Origin of the sequence: Luteibacter jiangsuensis, assembly GCF_011742555.1 — a bacterium.
GTDB lineage: Bacteria > Pseudomonadota > Gammaproteobacteria > Xanthomonadales > Rhodanobacteraceae > Luteibacter > Luteibacter jiangsuensis.
The window spans coordinates 1-21791 of record NZ_JAAQQR010000005.1 but is presented as its reverse complement, the minus strand read 5'-3'; the positions used below and the strand labels follow the sequence as shown (position 1 = coordinate 21791).

Annotated in this window: 17 protein-coding genes; 14 read left to right on the top strand and 3 right to left on the bottom strand. The window is 63.4% G+C overall.

Features of this window, described 5'->3' with window-relative positions:
- The first annotated feature begins 10 nt into the window (after window positions 1-10).
- From HBF26_RS12165 to HBF26_RS12130, 8 genes are read left to right on the top strand one after another with little or no spacing between them, the layout of a single operon-like run.
- Window positions 11-2011 (top strand): serine hydrolase domain-containing protein, encoded by a 2001-nt coding sequence (locus tag HBF26_RS12165; RefSeq protein WP_167126641.1) that lies wholly within the window; start codon window positions 11-13, stop codon window positions 2009-2011.
- A 32-nt stretch (window positions 2012-2043) separates the two neighbouring features.
- Complete coding sequence (locus tag HBF26_RS12160) at window positions 2044-3132, top strand: dipeptide epimerase (protein ID WP_167126638.1); 1089 nt, start codon at window positions 2044-2046, stop codon at window positions 3130-3132.
- A complete protein-coding gene (locus tag HBF26_RS12155) occupies window positions 3132-4448 on the top strand; it encodes a peptide MFS transporter (RefSeq protein ID WP_167126635.1) in 1317 nt (438 codons plus the stop codon). The genes HBF26_RS12160 and HBF26_RS12155 overlap by 1 nt, the downstream gene beginning before the upstream one ends.
- 10 nt (window positions 4449-4458) lie before the next feature.
- The gene (locus tag HBF26_RS12150; protein WP_167126632.1) at window positions 4459-5379 is read left to right on the top strand and encodes a MurR/RpiR family transcriptional regulator; all 921 of its coding nucleotides are present in this window, start codon (window positions 4459-4461) and stop codon (window positions 5377-5379) included.
- A gap of 43 nt (window positions 5380-5422) precedes the next feature.
- Window positions 5423-7066, top strand: coding sequence for a serine hydrolase (locus tag HBF26_RS12145; protein WP_167126629.1), 1644 nt, complete (start codon window positions 5423-5425; stop codon window positions 7064-7066).
- A 23-nt stretch (window positions 7067-7089) separates the two neighbouring features.
- The gene (locus HBF26_RS12140; protein ID WP_167126626.1) at window positions 7090-8139 is read left to right on the top strand and encodes an N-acetyltransferase DgcN family protein; all 1050 of its coding nucleotides are present in this window, start codon (window positions 7090-7092) and stop codon (window positions 8137-8139) included.
- Between the two features lie 35 nt (window positions 8140-8174).
- Entirely contained in the window at window positions 8175-10163 is a 1989-nt protein-coding gene (locus HBF26_RS12135; RefSeq protein ID WP_338039673.1) for a serine hydrolase domain-containing protein, read from the top strand.
- 13 nt (window positions 10164-10176) lie between these two features.
- On the top strand, window positions 10177-11478 hold the full coding sequence (locus HBF26_RS12130; RefSeq protein WP_167126620.1) for a dipeptidase: 1302 nt from the start codon (window positions 10177-10179) through the stop codon (window positions 11476-11478).
- A 14-nt stretch (window positions 11479-11492) separates the two neighbouring features.
- Here the strand turns inward: HBF26_RS12130 and HBF26_RS12125 are convergent, their stop codons facing one another.
- A complete protein-coding gene (locus HBF26_RS12125) occupies window positions 11493-12476 on the bottom strand; it encodes an NAD(P)H-quinone oxidoreductase (RefSeq protein WP_167126617.1) in 984 nt (327 codons plus the stop codon).
- A 187-nt stretch (window positions 12477-12663) separates the two neighbouring features.
- On the opposite strand from HBF26_RS12125, the gene HBF26_RS12120 reads away from it, so the two are divergent.
- Window positions 12664-13686, top strand: coding sequence for an MBL fold metallo-hydrolase (locus HBF26_RS12120; RefSeq protein WP_338039672.1), 1023 nt, complete (start codon window positions 12664-12666; stop codon window positions 13684-13686).
- Window positions 13687-13801: 115 nt separating this feature from the next.
- Here HBF26_RS12120 and HBF26_RS12115 read toward each other — a convergent pair whose 3' ends face one another.
- Window positions 13802-14245: a MarR family winged helix-turn-helix transcriptional regulator gene (locus tag HBF26_RS12115; protein WP_240151326.1), complete on the bottom strand. Its 444-nt coding sequence runs from the start codon at window positions 14243-14245 to the stop codon at window positions 13802-13804.
- An 8-nt stretch (window positions 14246-14253) separates the two neighbouring features.
- Complete coding sequence (locus HBF26_RS12110) at window positions 14254-14661, bottom strand: ester cyclase (RefSeq protein ID WP_167126609.1); 408 nt, start codon at window positions 14659-14661, stop codon at window positions 14254-14256.
- A gap of 245 nt (window positions 14662-14906) precedes the next feature.
- On the opposite strand from HBF26_RS12110, the gene HBF26_RS12105 reads away from it, so the two are divergent.
- The 5 genes from HBF26_RS12105 to HBF26_RS12085 all read left to right on the top strand — a co-directional run bounded on the left by HBF26_RS12105 (window position 14907) and on the right by HBF26_RS12085 (window position 21197).
- Window positions 14907-15461: a P-loop nucleotide/nucleoside kinase family protein gene (locus tag HBF26_RS12105; protein WP_338039671.1), complete on the top strand. Its 555-nt coding sequence runs from the start codon at window positions 14907-14909 to the stop codon at window positions 15459-15461.
- A 195-nt stretch (window positions 15462-15656) separates the two neighbouring features.
- Entirely contained in the window at window positions 15657-17210 is a 1554-nt protein-coding gene (locus HBF26_RS12100; protein ID WP_167126607.1) for a hypothetical protein, read from the top strand.
- A 458-nt stretch (window positions 17211-17668) separates the two neighbouring features.
- Entirely contained in the window at window positions 17669-18748 is a 1080-nt protein-coding gene (locus HBF26_RS12095) for a CHAT domain-containing protein (protein WP_167126604.1), read from the top strand.
- The gene (locus tag HBF26_RS12090) at window positions 18745-19878 is read left to right on the top strand and encodes a hypothetical protein (protein WP_167126601.1); all 1134 of its coding nucleotides are present in this window, start codon (window positions 18745-18747) and stop codon (window positions 19876-19878) included. Before HBF26_RS12095 ends, HBF26_RS12090 begins: the two co-directional genes overlap by 4 nt.
- The gene (locus HBF26_RS12085) at window positions 19875-21197 is read left to right on the top strand and encodes a lipase/acyltransferase domain-containing protein (protein WP_167126598.1); all 1323 of its coding nucleotides are present in this window, start codon (window positions 19875-19877) and stop codon (window positions 21195-21197) included. The genes HBF26_RS12090 and HBF26_RS12085 overlap by 4 nt, the downstream gene beginning before the upstream one ends.
- Window positions 21198-21791: the final 594 nt, after the last annotated feature.

The following is a 21791-nucleotide window of genomic DNA, read 5'->3' as shown; positions in this document are numbered from 1 at the left end:
TGGAGTTGCCATGTCCCGCTTCGCTAGACGCCTGACGGCGTTGGCTCTCGCGTGCGCCGCCGTCGTTACGCACGCGCAGGTCCCGTCGCTGCCCGCATCCGCCAGTTCCGCGGCCCCCGCACCGGTGGCCGTAGCTGCAGCGACGCCCTCGGCGACGCCCGAGCTGAATGCCGACGACCTGTCGCGGTTCTTCGACGGCCTCATCCCGTTCGCGCTCGAACGCGGTGACATCGCCGGCGCCGTGGTGAGCGTGGTGAAGGACGGCGACGTGCTGTTGGCACGCGGCTACGGCCACGCCGACCTCGCCACCGGCCAGGTGCCCTCGCCGGAAATGTCGATCTACCGTCCGGGCTCGATCTCCAAGCTGTTCACCTGGACCGCCGTCATGCAGCAGGTGGAGCAGGGCAAGCTCGACCTCGACGCCGACATCAATCGCTACCTCGACTTCGCCATTCCGCCGCGGGACGGCAAGCCCGTGACGCTGCGCCAGCTGATGACCCACACCGGCGGGTTCGAGGATACGGCGAGCGGCATGTTCCCGGCGTCCGCGGCGGGGATCGATCTCGAGGCCTATCTGAAGTCGCACATGCCGCGACGCATCTACGACGCCGGCATGTATACCGCGTATTCGAACTACGGCTGCGGGCTTGCGGCGTACATCGTGCAGCGCGTGTCCGGCGAACGCTTCGAAAGCTACGTCGACCGGCACATCTTCCAGCCCCTGGGGATGCGCCACTCCACCTTCATGCAACCGGTGTCGGCCGAACTCGAGCCGTTGCTGGCGATCGGCTACAAGACGGCCTCGGATGGTGTGCCGAAGGCCTTCGAGATGATCAATCCGGCGCCCGCCGGAGGGCTGAGCAGCACGGCGATGGACATGGCGCGCTTCATGCTCGCCTACCTCGACGGCGGCGGTCGCGGCGGCGCGGCGATCCTGCGCCCGGAAACGGTGCGCCAGATGCTGACGCGGCAGCACAGCAATGCGCCCGGCCTCAACGGCATGGACCTCGGCTTCTACGACGAGGACCGAAATGGCCAGCGCATCGTCGGTCACGCGGGCGACCTCGACTACTTCCACTCCGACCTGCATCTGCTGCTCGACGCGCACGTGGGCATCTTCGTGTCGTTCAACAGCCTCGGTAACGAGGCGGGAGCGCACGTGGTGCGCAAGGAGATCCTGCGTCGTTTCCTGGATCGCTATTATCCGCAGCCGGCCAAACACACGGCCGCGCTGCCGAGCGCGGCCGACGATGCGGCTAAGGTGGCCGGCTGGTACTGGTCGACGCGTCGCAACGACAGCGCGCTGCGCCTCTTCTACCTGCTGGGACAGACCTCGGTGTCGCCGCAGCCCGATCACACGATCATCGTCAGTGCCTTCACCGATGCGGCCGGCGCTCCGCTGCGCTGGCACGAAGTGGCGCCGCTGCTCTATCGCGACGCGAGCGATACCACCTTGCTCCGTTTCGTCGCCGATACGGACGGGAGCATCCGTTACTTCGCCACCGATGAGGAAGTGCCCGTCGCGGTCTTCCAGCGCATCGGTGGCGCGGGAGCGCTCGGCTCGGTGCTGCTGTGGCTGTCACTGTCCAGCCTGATGATTTTCGCCGCCTGGCTGGCCTGGCCGATCGGCGCTTGGACACGCCGGCACTACCGCCGGTCCCTGTTGCTCACGCCAGCTGCCATGCGGTTCCGCCGGCTCTCCCGCCTGGCCGTCACGGTGCTCGCGCTGACCATTCTCGGCTGGACAGCGCTGCTGACCTACGTGCTCGCGAACGACGCCATTCCGCTGCTGCAAGGTGGCATCACGCCGGCGCTCTATGTCCTCTACGTGTGGGGCGTGCTTGCGCTGCTCGCGGTGGCGGTGGTTGTCGCGCACGCAGTCGGCACATGGCGCGCGCCTCGGCGCGGTCGCTGGGTGCGCCTGGGCGAGACGTTGCTTGCGCTCGCCGCGCTCTACCTCGGCTGGTTCATCGTCGCCTTCGGGCTGGTCAGCTTCAGCACGGCCTACTGAGCATGGCCGCCCACGCCACCACGGAATTCCCCATGAAAGAAAGCGCGTCGTCGCGTCTGTCGCTCTCCATCCAGACCAAGAGCTGGCCGCTGGAGGTTCCCTTCGCGATTACCGGGTACACCTTCCACTCGTTCGACGCCGTGATCGTGACCCTGACCGACGAGCACGGCCACCGCGGCATCGGCGAAGGCCTCGGGGTTTATTACCTGGGCGACGTACCGCGAACGATGATCGAGCAGATCGAGGGCGCTCGCGAGCGCATCGAAGCGGGCATCTCCCGTGAGGAACTGCTCGATGTGCTGCCGCGCGGCGGCGCCCGAAACGCGGTGGATTGCGCGCTATGGGACCTCGAGGCCAAGCGCGAAGGGAAGCCGGTGTGGGCGCTGATCGAAGGCCAGGCGAAGCCGCATGCGCTCACCACCACGTTTACCCTCGGAGCCGGCGAGCCGGCAACCATGGCCGAAGTGGCCCGGCGCTTCGTCTCGGCGGAACCGCCGTCGGCGGCCGCGCGAGCCGCGGCGAAGAGCAACGCCGATCTCATTTATGGCGCGCGTGCCCTCAAGCTCAAGCTCACCGACGATGCGCGCAATGCGGAGCGGGTGCGCGCGGTGCGTGCGGCGGCACCCGAGGTGCGCATCATCGTCGATGCCAACCAGGGCTTCACCGTCGACTCGTTCCTCGCGCTGCTGCCCACGCTGCAGGAGGCGGGCGTCGAACTCGTGGAACAGCCGTTTCCCATGGATCGCGACGAGTGGCTCGTCGGCCTGGACAGTCCCATTCCGCTGGCCGCGGACGAAAGCGTGCAGGATCGCCACGACCTGGAGAAGATGGTCGGCCTGGTGCAGGTGGTCAACATCAAGCTGGACAAGTGCGGCGGCCTCACCGAAGCGATGGCGATCGTCGAGAGGGGTCGTGCGCTGGGCTTCGACCTGATGGTGGGCAACATGTCCGGCTCGTCGTGGTCGATGGCGCCGGCCTTCATCGTCGGCCAGCATTGCCGTGTGGTCGACCTCGATGGCCCCCTCTATCTGAGCGAAGACCGCGATCCCGCCGTGCGCTACGCCGACGGTATGATCGATTGTGCCGACGAGGTGTGGGGCAACGGACGGGAGACGATTTGATGAACATCGCGATCCCCGCCGGGAAGAACTGGTTCGGCCACCCGCGTGGCCTGACCGTGCTCTTCCTGACCGAGATGTGGGAGATGTTCTCCTTCTACGGCATGCGGGCGATCCTGGTCTATTACATGACCAAGCACCTGGTCATGGATCAAGGCTATGCATCGCTGGTGTACGGCACGTATGCCGCATTCGCCTATTTCACGCCGGTGGCGGGCGGCTGGGTGGCGGACCGCTGGCTGGGCAAGCGCAATGCTGTGATCATCGGCGGCTCGACGATGGCGCTGGGTCATTTCCTGATGACCTTCGAACCGGCGTTCTTCGCCGCGCTCGTCCTGATCGCCCTGGGCAATGGCTTGTTCCTTCCCAGCCTGGCCAGCCAGATCGAAGGCCTGTATCGCGACGGCGACGAGCGCAGCAAGACCGCGTACAACATCTATTACGTGGGCATCAATCTCGGCGGCTTCATGGCGCCGCTGGTCTGCGGCACGCTCGGCGAGGTGTACGGCTGGCACTACGGCTTCGCCGCGGCAGGCGTGGGCATGCTGGTGTCGCTGGTCATCTACCTGGGCGGCGCGCGCTATCTACCGGCGGAACCGCGCCGCGGCGTGCTTCCCGCGTCCGCGCGTCGTCCGGTGGATCGCGCGGTGCGCGAGCGCTTCGCGCTCCTCATCACCATCGCGGCCATCGTCGTGGTCTTCCGTGGTGCGTACGAGCAGAACGGCAACACCTTGCCGCTGTGGATCGACACCGGGGTCGACCGTCAGCTCGGCGATGCCTGGACCATCCCGATGACCTGGTTCCAGTCGATCAACTCCCTGGCGGTGTTCGCCTTCACGCCGCTCCTGGTGGCGTACTGGGTGCGCAAGGCGAAACGCGGCACGGAAACACCGCTGTTGCGGCGGATGGCGTTCGGCGCGGCCATCGTCGCGGCGTCCTTCATCGTCCTCGGCGTGCTGGCGGCATGGCATGACAGCCACGGGTTGCGTGTGAGCTGGGTGTGGGTGTTCGCCTGGTTCGTCGTCTTCACCATCGGCGAACTGCACATCCTGCCGGTGGGTCTGGCGCTATTCGGCCGTCTGGCGCCGGAGGGTTTCCGCGCCACCAGCATCGCCACGTGGTTTTTCGCCGGCTTCTTCGGCAACCTCCTGGCGGGTGGCCTGGGCACGCTATGGAGCCGGATGGGGCACGGCGGCTTCTTCGTCCTGATGGGCTGCTTCGCCGGGGCGTCGGCCTTGCTGCTCCGCGCTCTCGGAACCAGGGTGGGCGACCTCGATCGCCATCGCGATCCCGCCTATAAAGTGGTCGGCGCACGTTGAGAGAGCCCCTATGATCGAAGAACTGCAGAAGACACTGAAAAGCCGCTGGGAGACGTTCACTCCCTCCGAGCAGAAGATAGCCACGTACCTGCTGCAGAACATCGGCGGCATCGCCTTTGAAACAGCCGCCTCGCTGGCCCGCCATATCGGGGTCAGTCCGATGACGGTCGGCCGCTTCCTGCGCAACCTAGGCTACGAGGGCTTGAGCGAGCTGAAGGACGACCTGCGTGGCGAGGCACCCTGGCTACCGCTCTACAAGACACCGGACCACCTCGCGGACGCGTCGCTGTCGGAAGGCCTTCAGGCCGAGATCCGCGACCTGACCAATGCTCACGCGCTCGCGCACACGCCGGAATGGGCGGCCATCGTCGATCTGCTGGTGAAGGCTGAGCGGGTCTCGGTGGCCAGCTTCCACCATGGTCGCTTCCTTGGCCTCGGCTTCGCCAACTTGTTGCAACACGTCAGGCCGCGCACGCGCTTCGTCGAGGGCTCCGATGGCGCCTACATCGACATGCTGCTCGACGCGAAGCCGGGCGATTGCCTTGTGCTCATCGACTTCCGTCGCTACTACCGGCATTTCCGCCTCCTCGCCGAGGAAGCGGCGGCACGCGGCATTCCGCTGGTGATCATTACCGACACGCAGTGTTACTGGGCCCGCAAGCTGACCGACCACGTGCTGATGATCCCCATCGACGAGTCCCGCGCATGGCACAACTTCGGCCCGGCGATGAGCCTGCTGAGCCTGCTCATCGGGGCGATCGCGCGACGGCAGGAACAGTCCGGCATGTTCGAGCGCATCGACCGGATCACGCGCCTGCGCCAGAGCTTCGCCGGGTACCTGGAGGCGCCGCCGCTCGACGACCCGCCGCCCGCCAAATCCGCGGGCGGAAACAAGAACGCGGCGAGCAAGCGTCGATCCAAACGATCCTGACCGTGCGGCGCGCGGTCCATCGCAAGACGAGAAGGGGAGACTGATGTTCCGACAGCCCGTATCCGGCGCGATCCGGCCGCTCCACGCCCTGGCCCTTGGGGGTGCCTTGTGCGCCGCCTTCGCGATGGCGCCCGCGCTCGCCCACGAAAAGGCGCCGGCCGCGACGGTGCTGCAACGGAACGCCACGCCGCTGGACGACTACGCGGCCCGTGCCATGCGCACCTTCGACACGCCCGGCGTGGCCATCGTCGTGGTCGAGGGCGACCGCATCGCCACGCATACCTACGGCGTGCGCACCCTCGGTGCCGCCGGCAAGGTCGGCCCGCACACCCTGTTCCCGATCGGCTCGAACACCAAGGCGTTCACGGCCGCGGCACTGGCGATCCTCGTCGACGACGGCAAGCTGGCCTGGGACGATCGCGTCGCCGATCACGTCGCCGGCTTCCGCATGTACGACGGCTTCGCCTCGCAGATGACGATTACCGACCTGCTCGTACACAACAGTGGGCTGGGCAAAGGGCAGGGCGACCTCATGCTGTTTCCCAGCACGGATCGCACGCGGGCGGAACTGACCCGCTCGATGCGCTTCCTCAAGCCGGAGCATGCCTTCCGGGCCAGCTACGACTACGACAACGTGTTGTACGTCGTCGCCGGGCAACTGGTCCAGGACGTGACCGGGCAGACCTGGGAAGCGATGCTGCGCCGGCGCATTCTCGAACCGCTCGGCATGCGCGACACGCAGACCGACGTGGATTCGCCGGTCACCGACCAGGTGGGCCTGCACGGCAAGAACAGCACGCCGATCCGCGGCGTCGGCCCGACCGCGGTGCTGAAAACGGTGCTCTCGGGCACCACGTTCTCGCCCGCGGGCGGACTGCGCAGCAGCGCGGCTGACATGGGCCTGTGGCTCAGGGCGCTGTTGCGCGATGGCGTCGTCGACGATCGGCGGCGCGTGTTCAGCGCTGACGCGGCGAAGGCGCTGATGACGCCGCACACTGTGATCGACGAGCCGGCCCCGACCGGCCCGCTCGCGCTCGCCCATCCGCAATTCAACGCCTATGCGCTCGGGCTGGAAGTGAGCGAGTACCGCGGACACAAGGTGATCACCCACCTCGGCGGCGTGCTCGGTGCGTATTCGGTGACCATGCTCATTCCGGAGAAAAAGGTCGCCTTCGCCGTGATGGTGAATGCCGAAGACGCAGGCACCTTGTTCTCCCTGCGCGAGCACCTGCTCGACACGTACCTGGGCCTGGATTCGCCGGACTGGATCGGTGCGTACAAGCAGTTCCTCGACGACAGCCATGCCGAAGCCGCGGCGGCGTTGAAGAAGCGCGAGGCCGAAACGCATCCGGAGCGCGGCCCCTCCCTGGCAGTCGATCGCTACCTCGGCGTCTATCGCGATCCGTGGTACGGCACCGCCACGCTTTCTCGCGACCCGAAGAAGCCCGGCGAATTGCGCATCCGGTTCGACCGCACGCCAGGGCTCGAAGGGCGGCTGGTGCACGTGCAGTACGACACCTTCCGCACCGTCTGGGACATGCCGGACGTGGAGAACGCATACGTCACCTTCGCGCTGACACCGGAAGGCGGGATCGAGCGGATGACGATGGCTCCCGTCTCGCCGACCGCCGATTTCAGCTGGGACTATCGCGACCTCTTGTTCACCCCGGCGGCGAAAACCCGTTGAATCCATCGAGGAACCCGCTTCCCATGTCTTCCGCACACCCTGCCGCCGCCGTGGAACTCGACGACCTGCCGCAGCCCTACCTGCTGTTCCTCGGCGACGTCACCGAGGCGGGCTATGCCAAGACCGCCTTCGGTCTGCGCGACTGGGCATCCGATCGTTGTATCGGGCAATGGGGCTGCGGCAGCACGATCGATACCGGCCTGCCCACACTGACGCCGCTCGAGGCGTGGGTCAGGGGCGCGCGCGGGATCGTCATCGGTGTCGCCACACCGGGCGGCGCCATTCCCCCGCGCTGGGTCGAGGCGCTGATCGAAGCGCTCGAGGCCGGCCTGGATGTCGTCAGTGGCATGCATACGCGCCTGTCCAGCATCGCGCCGTTGGCGGATGCCGCACGACGGCTCGGTCGCCGGTTGATCGACGTGCGTGTTCCGCCGGATGGACTGCCCGTCGGTACGGGGCGCCGACGAACCGGCAGGCGCCTGTTGACGGTCGGCACCGATTGCGCGGTGGGGAAGAAGTACACGGCGCTCGCCTTGGCCAAGGCACTGGCAGAGCGTGGCGATGCGGTCGATTTCCGCGCGAGCGGCCAGACCGGCATCCTCATCGCCGGTCGCGGCGTGCCCATGGACGCGGTGGTCGCGGATTTCGCCGCGGGGGCGGCGGAGCGCCTCAGCCCCGCAGCCGAGCCCTCGCACTGGGACATCGTCGAAGGGCAGGGGTCGCTCTTTCATCCCGCGTATGCCGGCGTGTCGCTCGCGCTGCTGCACGGCACCCAACCCGACGCTTTCGTCGTCTGCCATCAGCCGGATCGCCCGCACGTGCTCGGTTATCCGGACTTCGCGCTGCCGGACGTCGTCGAGGTGATCGAGCTGACGATGCGACTGGGCCAGCGCACGAATCCGCGCATCCGCTGCGTCGGCGTCGCTTTCGATACCTCGCGGCTCGATGCCGACGATGCCACCGCGCGCATGCACGCCGAAGGCGCTCGCCTCGGCTTGCCGGTTGCCGATCCGGTGCGCGGCGGCGATGCCTTCACTGCCCTGGTCGATGCCGTGCGCGCGGTGTCGCCGTGATGTTCCTTCCTCATTTCCGTCTTCGGAGAACTGCCGTGTCCCTGTTCAAGACGATCGTCGCGATGGCGTTGGCCACGGCCCTGTCCGCCGCCATGGCACAGGTGCCCACGCCGCCAACGACGCAGCCCGGACCGGCGCCGGTGCCGCCGGCGGCGACAGCCGACGCGGACGGCACGGCGCATCCGCTCGACGCCCGCGATACGAACACCTGGCTCGACGGCTTCCTGCCGTACGCGCTGGAGGCGTCGGGAATCCCCGGCGCGGTTGTCGTGGTGGTCAAGGACGGTCAGGTGCTCACCAGCCGCGGTTTCGGCTATGCGGATCGCGGGCATCGCACGCCGGTCGATCCCGCAACCACGTTGTTCCGAATCGGCTCGGTGTCGAAGCTATTCACCTGGACCGCCGTGATGCAGCTGGTGGAGGCGGGGAAGATCGACCTCGACGCCGACGTCAACCGTTATCTGGACTTCACCATCCCGCCGCGTGGGGGCAAGCCAGTGACCATGCGGCAGCTGATGCAGCACGTGGCCGGCTTCGAGGAACAGAGCAAGAACATCATGACGGAGGATCCCAAGGGGCCCGGTTTCGAGGTGCTGCTCAAGCGCTGGGTGCCGCAGCGCATCTTCGACGCCGGTACGACGCCGGCGTATTCCAACTACGGCGCGACGCTGGCCGGTTACATCATTCAGCGTGTCTCCGGGCAGCCCTATGACGACTACCTGGACGAGCACATCCTCAAGCCGCTCGGCATGATGCACACGACCGCGAGGCAGCCGCTGCCGCCGGCGCTGGCTCCGTTCATGGCGAAGGGTTACGTCTTCGGCGAGGACGCGCCCCGACCGTTCGAGATCGTCGGCCCCGCGCCGGCGGGTTCGATGTCGGCGAGCGGGGAGGACATGGCGCGTTTCATGATCGCGCACCTGCAGGGCGGCACGTATCAGGGTGCGAGACTGCTCGGCGAGGCGGCGACGCGGCAGATGCACGACAGCCCGCTCACCCTGCTGCCGCCGCTGAACCGCATGGAGCTGGGCTTCTTCGAAACCAACATCAATCATCGCGAGGTCATCGGCCACCTCGGCGATACGGTGCTGTTCCACACCGCGTTGCACCTGTTCCTGCGCGAAAACGTCGGCCTCTACGTCTCGTTCAACAGCGGCGGCCGCGAAGGCGCGGCGGGGAGCCTGCGCACGGCGATCCTGCAGCGCTTCGCGGACCGCTACTTCCCCGCGCCGGAAGATCCGGCCCGCGTGGACCCGGAGACGGCGGCGAAACACGCGGCCATGCTCGCCGGCCATTGGGACAATTCGCGTGTCTCCAAGAGCACGTTCCTCGCAGCCCTCAACGTGTTCGTGCAACCGAAGATCTCGCTCGATGCGGAGCATCATCTGGTCACGCCGTTCAAGGGCGTGGACGGAACACCGCTGAAATGGGTGGAGACCGAGCCTTTCGTCTGGCGCGCCGTCGGCGGGCACGAGCGGCTCGCGGCGAAGGTGGTCGACGGCAAGGCCGTGCGCTTCAGCATCGACCTGGTCTCGCCCTTCATGGTCTTCGAGCGCCCCAGCCCGGGTCAGAACGGTGCGTGGCTCGTTCCCGCGCTGATCGTGGCCGCGGTCGCGCTGCTGCTGACCGTGCTGACCTGGCCGATCACGGCGCTGGTCCGCCGGCACTATCGCGTGCCGGCTGCACGTGAGGGCAGGGCCCGACGGGCGTACCGACTCAGCCGCATCGCCGCGCTGGCCGTCGTTGTCGCGCTCGTGGCCTGGGCTAGCCTCGTGCTGACGCTGTTCTCGCACCTCACCTACATGAGCGATGCCTCCAATGGCGTGCTGCGTGTCGTGCAGGTGTTCGGCATCGTCGCCTTCGTCGGCGGCTGGCTCGCCATGTTTCCGCATCTGGTCGCGACGTGGCGGGGGCCCTCACGCTGGCCTGCCCGCGTGTGGACCGTTGTCCTCGTGCTCTCGGCCAGCATCGTGCTCTGGTTCGCCTGGACGTTCTCGCTGCTGCGCGTGTCCGTGCTCTATTGAGGAGAAGCCCGTCATGTCCACGACATCCGCCTGGCGGTTTCTCGTCTGTGCTGCAGCGGCGACCACGGTCGCGCCCTGCCTGGCGACAGACACCGCGTCGGAGCGGGCGGCGCGAGTCGAGCGCGTGCTTGCTGCCACGCCGTTGATAGACGGCCACAACGACTTGCCCTGGGAAATCCGCCAGCGTGTCGGCGATGCCGACGCCATCGACCTCCGCGCGGATACCTCCCGGCTTCCCGCTGGCAAGGCCGAGCCCTCCGCGCCGCCGCTGATGACCGATATTCCGCGCCTGCGCAAGGGCAGGGTGGGAGCGCAGTTCTGGTCCGTCTGGGTGCCACCGACGGTGGCGGGAACGACCGCGTTTAAGATGACGATGGAGCAGATCGACCTCGTGCATCGCATGGTCGAGCGCTATCCGGAGGATTTCCGCATGGCGACCACAGCCGAGGACATCGAGAAAGCTCATGCCGACGGGCGTATCGCTTCGCTGATCGGCATCGAGGGCGGTCACTCGATCGACAACTCGATGGCAGCGCTACGTCAGTTCTACGCCTTGGGCGTACGCTACATGACACTCACCCACACCCTGGACAACGACTGGGCCGATTCGGCCACCGACACTCCGCGTCACCACGGGCTCACTCCGTTCGGCAAGGACGTTGTGCGCGAGATGAACCGCCTGGGCATGCTGGTCGACTTGAGCCACGTCTCGGAAGCGACCATGCGCGACGCCCTGGCCGTCTCCGCCGCGCCGGTGATCTTCTCGCACTCCGGTGCCCGTGCCCTCGACGATCACCCGCGCGACGTCTCGGACGAGGTGCTCGCGCTGGTCGCAAAGCATCGCGGCATCGTCATGGCGACCTTCGCCACGCCGTATGTCTCCGAGGCTTACAACCGCTGGTCTGCCGACCGTGCCGCGGAGCAGACACGCTACAACGCGCCGCCGTACGCCGGGCTCTACATCGGCCAGCCGGAGCGTGCCGCGGCGGCGATGGCGGCATGGGACAAGAAGCATCCGAAGCCGGTGGTAACGCTGGCCATGGTGGCCGATCACATCGAACACATCCGCCGCGTCGCCGGCATCGACTGCGTCGGCATCGGCTCCGACTTCGACGGGATTCCGGACACGCCGGTGGGTCTCGAAGGCGTGGACGCCTATCCGGCACTGTTCCGCGAACTCGCCCGGCGAGGCTGGTCCGACGAGGATCTCGCCAAGCTCGCCGGCCGCAATATGCTCAGGGTGATGCGCGAGGCGGAGGATATCGCCGCCGGGCTGCGTGGAAAAACACCGCCGTCGCACGCGACGGTGGAATAGGGCGACTGTCTGCCTCAGCCGTTCGTGAGGACGATCTTCCCGATGGACTGATTGGTTTCCATGCGCCGATGGGCCTCTGCCGCGTCCGCCAGCGGATAGACGCTGTCGATGACCGGCACGAGCGTGCCGTCGGCGAAGCGCTCGAGCCATTGGTCCCGGAAGCGCTTCACCATCGCCTGTTTCGCTTCCTGGGTCCGGGATTTCATCACCGTTCCGAGTATTTGCAGGTGACGATAGATCACGCGCTCAAGATCTACCGTGGCGCCTTCTCCACCGCCAAGCAGGCCCACCTGGACCAGCCGGCCGCCGTAGTTCAGAGACTCGATGTTGCGAGCGAAGTAGGGTGCCCCGATGAAGTCGACGATGACGTCGACGCCGGTGCCGTTCGTCTCGCCATGTATCACTTCGACAAAATCCCTGTGCTTGTAATCGATGGGTATATCGGCACCCAGCGCACGGACACGCTCCAGTTTGCCGCCGGCGGCGGTGGCGAAGACCCGGGCGCCTAGGGCATGGGCGAGTTGCACGGCGGCGGAGCCGACACCGCTGGCGGCTGCATGGATCAGCACACTTTCGTGCGGCGTGAGGCGCCCCAGGTTGACCAGCGCTTCGTGGGCCGTGACGAACACTTCAGGTATGGCGGCCGCCTGGGTGTAATCCAGGCCGTGAGGGATGGGCATGGCCATGCGATAGTCGAGGCGCGCGAGCTCGGCGTATGCACCGCCGCCAGTGATGCCCATGATGCGATCGCCGATCGCGAAACCCTTCACGCCATCGCCGACGGAGACGACCTCTCCGGCGACCTCCAGACCGATGAGGCGCGAGTCGCCGAAATCCGGCCGCCCGTAGTGCCCGGTACGCAGGAGCAGGTCGGCGCGATTGACGCCGGCTGCATGCACGCGAACGAGAAGGTCGTTCTGACGTACCTCCGGCGGCTCGACGTCCACGAGTTTCAGTACGTCAGGGTCGCCGAAGGTGGTGAAATCGATGGCTTTCATTCTAGGGTTCCTCGTTCCTCGATGGCGTCGAGGGTCGCATTCTTCACGGCCGAGGCGGTAATGGCAGCCGGACATCCGATGTAGAACGCGACGGGAGTTCAATAATTACTGTACCGAATGGTTTACTTTATCATCGCATCGCCCTAGACTCGAAACGACGTTGTCGCTATCGCCAGGAATTTCAAGCGTGACCACCCTTACCACGCAGGTGCCGAGCTACGCCGGCTCACCGCAATACCGCGACGGCCGCTTCCATAACCCCATTCCACGTCCTTCCATGGGCTGGTGGGCCGGCTTGAAGCTGACGCTGTCCTTCTTCTTCGCCAAGCCCAAGGGAACCGTTCCCGACCGTCCCATACCCGTGCGTTCCCTGACGCGCGCGCAACTGGATGCGGCACCCGATCGAAGCCTCTACCGGCTCGGGCATTCCACCGTGCTTCTGAAATTGCGCGGACGGTACTGGCTCACCGATCCGGTGTTCTCGGAGCGGGCGTCGCCGGTGCAATGGGCTGGCCCGGCACGATTCCATGCTCCGCCGATCGACATCGACGAATTGCCGCCACTGGCTGGCGTCATTCTGTCGCACAACCATTACGACCACCTCGACCGCGCTGCCGTCACCCGCCTGGCTGCGAAGACGGAATGCTTCCTTACCCCGCTGGGCGTCGGTGACCAGCTCGTGGGGTGGGGTATCGATCCTGACAAGGTGGAACAACGCGACTGGTGGCAGTCGGCCGATCTCGGCGGGCTTCAATGCACCGCCACGCCGGCTCAGCATTTCTCGGGCCGCGGACTGGGCGATGGCGACAGCAGCCTTTGGGCCTCATGGGTCATCCAGGACCGGGACCTCCGCCTGTTCTTCAGCGGCGACTCGGGATACTTCGACGGCTTCAAGGCGATCGGAGACGCGTTCGGCCCATTCGATATCACGCTCATGGAAACCGGTGCCTACGACCGGCGCTGGGCCTTCGTGCACATGCATCCGGAAGAGACCTTGCAGGCCCACGTCGACCTGCGCGGCCGCTGGTTGTTGCCGATCCATAACGGCACGTTCGACCTGGCCATGCACGAATGGCACGAACCGTTCGAGCGAATCGCGGCACTGGCGGCGGCCCGTGGTGTGTCGCTGATCACGCCGGAAATGGGCGAGCGGGTGCACTTGGAATCGCCGCAATCCGGGTCGGCTTGGTGGCGCTCCGTCGTGGAGTGAGCGGCTCAGGCAGAAGGAGGGCGAAGGCCCCGATCACGTGATCGACACCCGTGATGACGCCGCGGCAGAGTAGGGGGCGCTTGAGTCCCCTGACCCATATCTCGCGTTTTGCCTGCTAATCGGGTAGTTGCGATAGGCGATCGAGCAGCGGAAGCGCAGCCCGAAGTGTGCCTTGTTCCTGCGGAGATAGCAGGCGGCGGATTGCTTCCTTGATACTAGCCGTCCGCGCCTCTCGCTCTCGTTCGAGCGCATCGTTTCCAGCCGGGGTGAGTGTGGCAATGCGGCTGCGGCGATCCATGGGGTTTGTCTCCTGCCGGACCAGACCATTCGCTTCGAGCTGAGCGACAACGAGCCGCATCGTCTGATGCGTAACGCCGCGGCGGCTTGCCAGGGAAGCGACGCTCATTGGCCCGGCGCGTTGCAACAGATCCAGGGTTTCCGATTGCGCCGAACGTTGCGTCCCGGTGTTGTGCCGGACGGCACGGACGAAAGTGCTGACGCTTCGGCGCAGGTCATGGGCCAACTCGGCTATGGCTTCCTGATCTTCCATCTTGCTCATAAGGACCTTCATCCCTGCCGCAGCTGGGCCAACACGCTGGATAGGTTGTTGATCCCCCAATGCTCTACGTAGCGCCCGTCCCGCACCCTCACGATGTCGATCACTTCAATTGCCACCAGCTTTCCGGTCGGCTCCACGCCGAACAACGCGCCGGTGTGCCGGCCCGATATGGTCTTGCGCGTGGTCACCTTGTCACCCTCGGCAATCTGGTCGTGGATCGACACCGTCAGGCCTTCGAGCGCCGGACGCAGAACGGTATCGAAGGTGTTCCACATGCTCTCGCCGTCGTTCGGAGCGCCGGGCGGCGCAGATCGATTTATGAAGTCCGGCGCCATCAGCGCCTCGAAGGACGCTCGGTCGCCGCCAGCGATGACCTCTTCATTGAAACGGCGAACCACCCATTTGGCATCGTGCATAGCTATCCAGCCTCTACCGTAAATGTCGATATATACAGTATAGCTGTATATTAAAGCTGGGTGCGTCACGGCCGGGCCCTTTGTTCAGCGGCGACTCGGGCTGAACCTTACGACCATGAGGTACCGTCAGAAGTCGCCATCGTGGACGACCGATATAAATCAGGTGCCGATAGCAAGTTAGGTGTCGGCCGCATGATCGACGCTCGATTACGATGTGAGGCGAGAATCTCTAAACGGTGTGTGTCGTGGCGGCTCTTGAAAGAAAGATCGTTATGGTTTCCGGCGCGCCCGGCGCTGGGAAGACGACCCTAGCGGTGCCGCTTGCGCTACGGCTCGGCTTTCCGCTTTTCTCCAAGGACTTCATCAAAGAGACTTTGACAGACGTGTTTGGCGACGCAGGAGGCGACTTAGCGGCATCACGGAAGATCGGCGGTGCGTCAATGGAACTGATATGGGCTCTGGCACGGTATGCGCCACAGGCCGTGCTAGAAGCTAACTTTCGGCCACATAGCGAGTACGAACGAGCTAAGCTCGTGGGCTTGGACGCCGCTATTGTTGAGGTGCATTGCGACTGCGGCGAGATTGAAACTGCACGTCGCTTCCGTGATCGCGCCGCTGCCAGCGGCCATCATGCCGCTCACCCATTGAAAGAAATGCCGCCGGAGATGCTCGGGGAGTACGGCCAGCCGGTGGGGCTGGGCCCCGTAATCACCGTAGATACTCGGGTTCCAGCGGACGTTGAGAGCATCGCGCAGGAGATTGTTCGGGCCTTCACCTTTCGAGCAGATTCACTCGTTTGAACAGCTCAAAATACTGGGCTGACCGATATAAAAAGGCGCCGTCAGGGGAGGGGTATTAGGGCTGGTTATCGAGGGTACCGCCGCAGTGGATCGGTCGACCAAAAAGAGGTACAAGGGGGCAACGACACGTCGAGCTCCGCGCGGCGGCGCACCCAATTCGGTATACCCAACGTTTGTTACGACTGGAGGAGCTTCATGGACGAACGAATCGCCCGACTAAGAACACCGACGGATGCCCGTACGTTTGCGAAAAATGCTCTGAAGCGAGGACGCCCAGACCTGGAAACGGAAGCGTTAGCCCATGCCCGCGCGCTGCAAGCGATCCAGGACGGCCACACCTCTCCGGCACAGCAGGCGATCGCCACAGCCCTCTATGCATATGAAGAGGCGCAGAGCCAACTCAAGGGGCGCACATTCCGCGCGAACCGCACGCGCAAGATGATCACCGACCATGGTGCACTGCATGCCGCCGAACGCATGGTAGTCAATCGGAAGCCCTCCAAAGGGTACGAAGTGCTCGAAGATGCCGGCCTCCAAGAGCTGAGCTTCGAGGCCATTATCGTCCGCTTTCCTCATGAGTTTTCAGAGCGCGCTATTCAAGCCGCCCAAGCCCGGCTGGATGGTCGGCCGCCCCCGACTTGGTCTTCATCGGACAATGATGTCGCTGAAAAGCCACGCACTTCGCGAGTGCTTTTCGACGCCGAGGCTCGCGGCTTTCTGGACGGCTTCAGCGACCCTTTGCTATGGTTTCGCACTAACTGGCTCCCGCGTTACCGAACGCAGACTCAAACGATCGCACAGGACCTCGCCGATAACCGCTTAGGCGAGGCGTTCGACATTCTTTGGAAGAGGGTTCGCAACGACATCAGCAACGCTGGGCAAGGCGTGGTCAAGTACGACACCGTCGCTGCTATGCATGATGATTTCATCCAGGTTCTCCGCGAGATCTACGCAGACGGAAGCCCAGAAAACTACGAGCAGATTGTGGAGCGCTTCGAGGGCTGGAAGAGCGAGGGACGCATCGACAAAGTACCCCGCTTACTAATCGCACGGGCCTTCGCGGGAGTGCACCCGCACCGTTACCACACCACCGTCGATGCGAAAAGCCAGAATCAGGTCTTGGAGTGGTTCGTCGAGCACACTGGGTTCGTCATGCCCCGCATGACCGGCTGGGCCCACTGCGCCGAAGCGCTTGTGAATCACTTGGACGGTGCCGAAGTATTCGGCGGGGATCAGCTGGCCCGAAACATCTTCCCTTGGTTCGTCTTGGAGCAACTGCGAGCACGAAGCGCAGCCCCCGATCTGAAGCCTGGTCACTCACCACGGCCGTCTACAGCCTTTGCCGACCTTCCGGCCTCCCGGCGCATCATAGAACTGCGGCACAATCAGGTGCAGGGCGCCCTGTTTACTCACTTGGAAAATGAATTCGGTCCCGGCAGCGTCTGGACTGAATATCCTAGCGGCACCGGAGGTTTTGCCGATGCCTACGTCCGACTACCCGATACTCGCTGCTATCTCTACGAAATCAAGATCGCCGACACAGCCGCCCAAGTTGTCCGGCAAGCCATGGGACAGTTATTGGAATACAGCTACCGGACCGGCGGACTTGAGTCAGTAAAGCTATTCGCTGTGGGTGAACCTGATCTAGACGAGGTTACCCGCTGCTTTCTCGAACGCCTACGTGGAGACTTTCATCTCGATATCGCGTATTTGCAGATCCGGCTGCCCGACGACGGGCAATGCCCCTAAAGTGACCTATCCGCTTTGTGTGATCTGAGTACAGAATGCCAACGAGCGTGCCACACGTTGCCAATTCGACTGGCTGGGCTTGGTGGCACGGTAAGTGGATGAATCTATAAGCAATTAGTGTAACGCGGAGCTGGGTGGAGCCATATTCTCACCCGAAGCTGAGGCAGAGGAGGGCGATTAGCTCGTGTTATCGGGGGTACGTGAGCGGCAAAATTAGATCGCACTGGACACGTACGGTTTCGCAAACCTGGCGTCGACAAGTCACCGGCAGGCGAAACTCCGTGCGCGCTCGCTAAGGCGCGCCCAAGGCCTATGTATTGGATGGGCCACTGTGTCCCGCCTAGTGATCTACACTAGAAGCAGATAATGGCCAATTTCGTGGGAAGTCAGCTCACACCGCGTCGCCCGATTGCTCGGTGCAGCGACGCCGCAGTGGGTGCTCCTCAAAAGGATTTCGCGTGACCCCCTTCGATCTATTTCTGCTGGACGTTCGCAACAGCCGTGCCGTCGTCGCGCTTGCGAGGCGTGGCGCTGACACCGCGATTGAGCTGATTCCTGTCGACGCGGCGTTGACCAGTCTCATCGAGTTCGGTCAATTGATTGGCAGGGCGGTTAGTGGAAACGGGCAGCGACCGAGCGATCCTGACTTAGCGACGTTTGGAACAGACCTGTTCAATTTCCTGTTCCGCGGAGAACTACGCGACCTTTACGATCGGCTGCCGGTCGGCCCAGTAAGCATTCAGATCCTCAGCGACCAGCCAGAATTGCGTGAAGTACCCTGGGAATACCTCAGCACACCCGACAGGATGCCAGTTCCCCATCGTGACCGATCTGTAATTCGGATTCACCCCACGTGTGGTGTCTATGGTATGCCTTCGAACAAGGTGGGCGAAAAAATTCGCGTGTTGTTCGTTTCGGCCGAACCGATTGATCAAGCGGGTGTCGGCTGGCGGGAAGTCAAGGCCGTTCTCGATCGTGAGCTTGTTGCTCAGATGCCCAACGATGCAACGATTGAGGTGATCGAAGGAGCTACTCGAGCTGACTTGCTCCACGCGATCAACAGCAAGACATTCAATGTCTTCCATTTTTTTGGGCATGGCGTCCTTCGAAACGATATAGGGCACTTGGTTCTCCGGGACCGCGTGTCTGGCAGGAGCGACTTTCTGTCGGCCGAGGAATTGGCGGTAGCGCTCGCGGGGAAGGGTGTGCGGCTAGCCATGCTGAGCGCTTGTCAGAGCGGGGCGGGCAAGTACGACGACGACTTCGGAACGGTCGCTACCGCTCTGATCAAGGCTGGGATTCCTGCCGTGGTAGCTAACCAGTACAACATCCCAATCAAGTCTATTGCGCCATTCGTCGGCGCCATATACGGCTCTTTGGCAAGAGGAAACGGTATCGATCAAGCCGTCGCAGAAGGTCGTGTGGCTCTGAAAATAGGGCTCAGGACAGCAACCGGAGATGGTGCAGTCGTCGAATGGGGCATTCCGGCCCTGTACCGCTTAGCTGATGTGCAACGGATTTTCGGGAGCGAGGCATGAAGAAGATCTCTCCGTTCATGCTGGTCCGCCATGTCAGTCTGCTCGACAGCGATTCGGCGCCGATCAAGAGCATCGTTGGTACGGATAGGCGTAAGCCGGCCAAGAGCAAGCCCCCCCTTTCGTCCGAAGCCCAAGCTCAAAGCACCGTCAGTACGATCCTTTCGTCGTCTCCGCTTTTGTCCAAAACGTTTGAATCCTTAAACCCAGCCTTGACGCAAACCTTGGCCAGCCCCTACCGAGGGGTCGGCGTATCCAAGGCGGACACCAAGAAGACAGCCACCAAAAAAGCTGCGCGAAAAGCCGAGGGAGCTTCAAAAAAAAAGGTCTCCGCGGGATCGAGTACGAGCGAGCAATGGGTCACGGCTGCAATACGCAAAAAGGGCGCAGCGACAGGCAGTCGAAAAAACGTCGCAAGTGCTGGATACGTCGAGCAGATAACCCACGATCTTTCGAGGGCCGACAACCCGCTTCGCGTGGGAATTCTTGACCTAGGTGCTTGGATCGCAGGGCTGCCAGACTTACTTGTTCGGCTCAACGGGGCGCAAAGCATCGTGACACTGTTCGAGATCAACGCACCGGTGCCAGCTGGGTTAAGAAAGACCGCCAAAGGTATGGTTGAATGGTTCGCGCGCCACCAAGTCAAACAGAGTCGAAAACAGGTTAGTGACCTGGAGCCGCACATCGTCTTCGAAGAATTTTTCCATGCCGCATCAGATATCCGTGCTTACATGGGACTGGACATGGTCGTCGGACTGACTCCAGTGATGGTAGCCGGGGAGAGCGACGGCTCGCTTTACTGGAATCACTTCAGCAACGTTCAAGACGGGGTTATTCTGATTTCGACCATGGATGTGCGCGAATTCGCGCAGAATGCCAATCGGCCTTTCGAGGCCGCGGTCGGAGGCATGCTCATTGGTGCCGTTCTTGTCGGCCTCAACGATCAGCTGGGCTATCACGACCAAACGCTGGGTTGCCTGTTCGATTACAACGAGGATCGCTCAGGCATTGTGGCTGCGATCAAGATGGCAAGGATCTGCCCGGAATGCTCGGAGGTGCTCACAGAGAAGCAGCAGTCCGCTGCCGAGTCGATGTTGAAGGTCCTGCGCAAGATGAAAAGGAAAAGGTCGTGACCCAAGCTGTCGTTTTTGTTCCCGGGATCATGGGGTCGGAGCTAAAGAGGGGTGACGAAGTGATCTGGCCCGGAAGCCCATTGGAACTGTGGCTTCCCTATGCCCACATGGCGGAACTGCTTGATCCTGCCACCGAAGTGGGAGACATCATTCGCAATGTTTCGATCTCCGAACAATACGGCGCGTTGGTGCGTTCCCTTGAGTCGTGGGGATATGTCGAGAAGGGCATTACGCCCACGTTAGTCGTGGTTCCCTACGATTGGCGTAAGGATAACAAGCTCGCAGCTCGCAAGCTGGCCGATGAAATTGATGCCCTGGCGGCGAAACTCGGCGCCGACACCGATATCAGTATCGTCGCACACAGCATGGGCGGATTGATCAGTCGCTGCTACTTGGAGTCGGGAGATTACAAAGCCCGCCCTGGTCTGGCGTCGGTGAAGAGGCTGATTACCTTGGCAACACCGCACCGAGGCGCACCCATGGCCCTATCGGCTGCAATAGGCAACGAGCGCAGAGTGTTTCTGAACGCCCAGCAAGTCAAGTCATTGGCGAGTGATCCGAATTTTCCGTCTCTGTATCAACTGCTACCGCCTAAAGGGGAACCCTGTGTTTGGGATCGCTCCTCGGGAAGTCGGTACGCCCCGCTGGACATTTATGACATCGATGTTGCGCGTAGCCTTGACCTGGTGCCGGAGAATCTTGCTTCGGCATGCAGTTTCCAAGAGACGCTCGATCTGGACAGGCGGCCTTCCCATGTCCGGTATTTCTTTTTCGTGGGTAGCCATGAAACGACAACGAGTTCCGTCATGGCAAGGCTAGACGCCACGGATATTGGACACCGCATTGCCAAAGTCGATCGTGAGAATGCAGGTGACGGTACCGTCCCCATCTGGAGCGCAATGCTGACGGGGATACAAACGGAGCAGGTCGGTGGCGAACACGCCGGGATTTACAAGAATCAGACCTTGATCGACGTACTTGGAACACTGCTTGGGGGGCCTGCTTTGTTGGCGGCAAGGGGGCAAAAGCCCGAGCTTTGGGTTCGGCATCAAGTGTTCGATCTTGGTCGCGATGTCGAGCTCACGCTTGAACTGCCGAATGGTACGACGGAGATCGACGGTGAACTGCGCGTGATGCGCCACGCTAAGGACACTTTCGATTTGGTTCGAGCCATATCCATTCAGTACGCTGGCCCCGCAGTCGATCACCTCGCGCTGATTCTACCGGCGTTGGATTTTCCCGGTGCTTATCAGATCGTCTACATCGATAAAGGGGAACCACAGAGCGCAGCAACGGAGTTTTTTGTGCAACCAGGCTGACGCGCCCTCCGCATCCGGAGAAATCGAGTCGATTAGGGCAAGTTATCGGGGGCACCGCGAGCGCAGGAGTCGAACAATACGGGACAAGCATGTGCCAATGATCCCGGTCACCCGGGAAGTACTACGCTTACACCCGAAGAGCGAGATGACTACCAAGGCGCGCTCCTAGCGCAGGGTCGCCGGCTCGGCTGGAACAAGAACGCATCCAGTGGCCGGTGGTCTAGCGGGCACTGCAAAAGGCGACGGGCACCGGCTAGGCTAGGGCAGCTAGGCCGAGGACTTCCAATCGCGCGGGGCGGCCGCACGTTCTGATTTCTTCGCTTGCCTGTGGACTGTTAGTAGCCACTCACGGCTCCGGGCCGGCGGCACTTCCGGTTTTTTTGCCCTGGCCTCGACTAGTGGGTGAACGACCCGAAAACGTATCCGCTGATCGCGCGCGAAATCGATGGAGCATATCGTCTTGGCGCGATCCAGTGACCTGCCCCCACCAGCCGTACCAATGATCACTGTGAAAGTCCGGGGTTGAAGATTACTGCGTTGTTGTCCTGTTGTGCGCGGTGGTGAGCAGCGAATTGCGACGGCGGGATGCGGCCA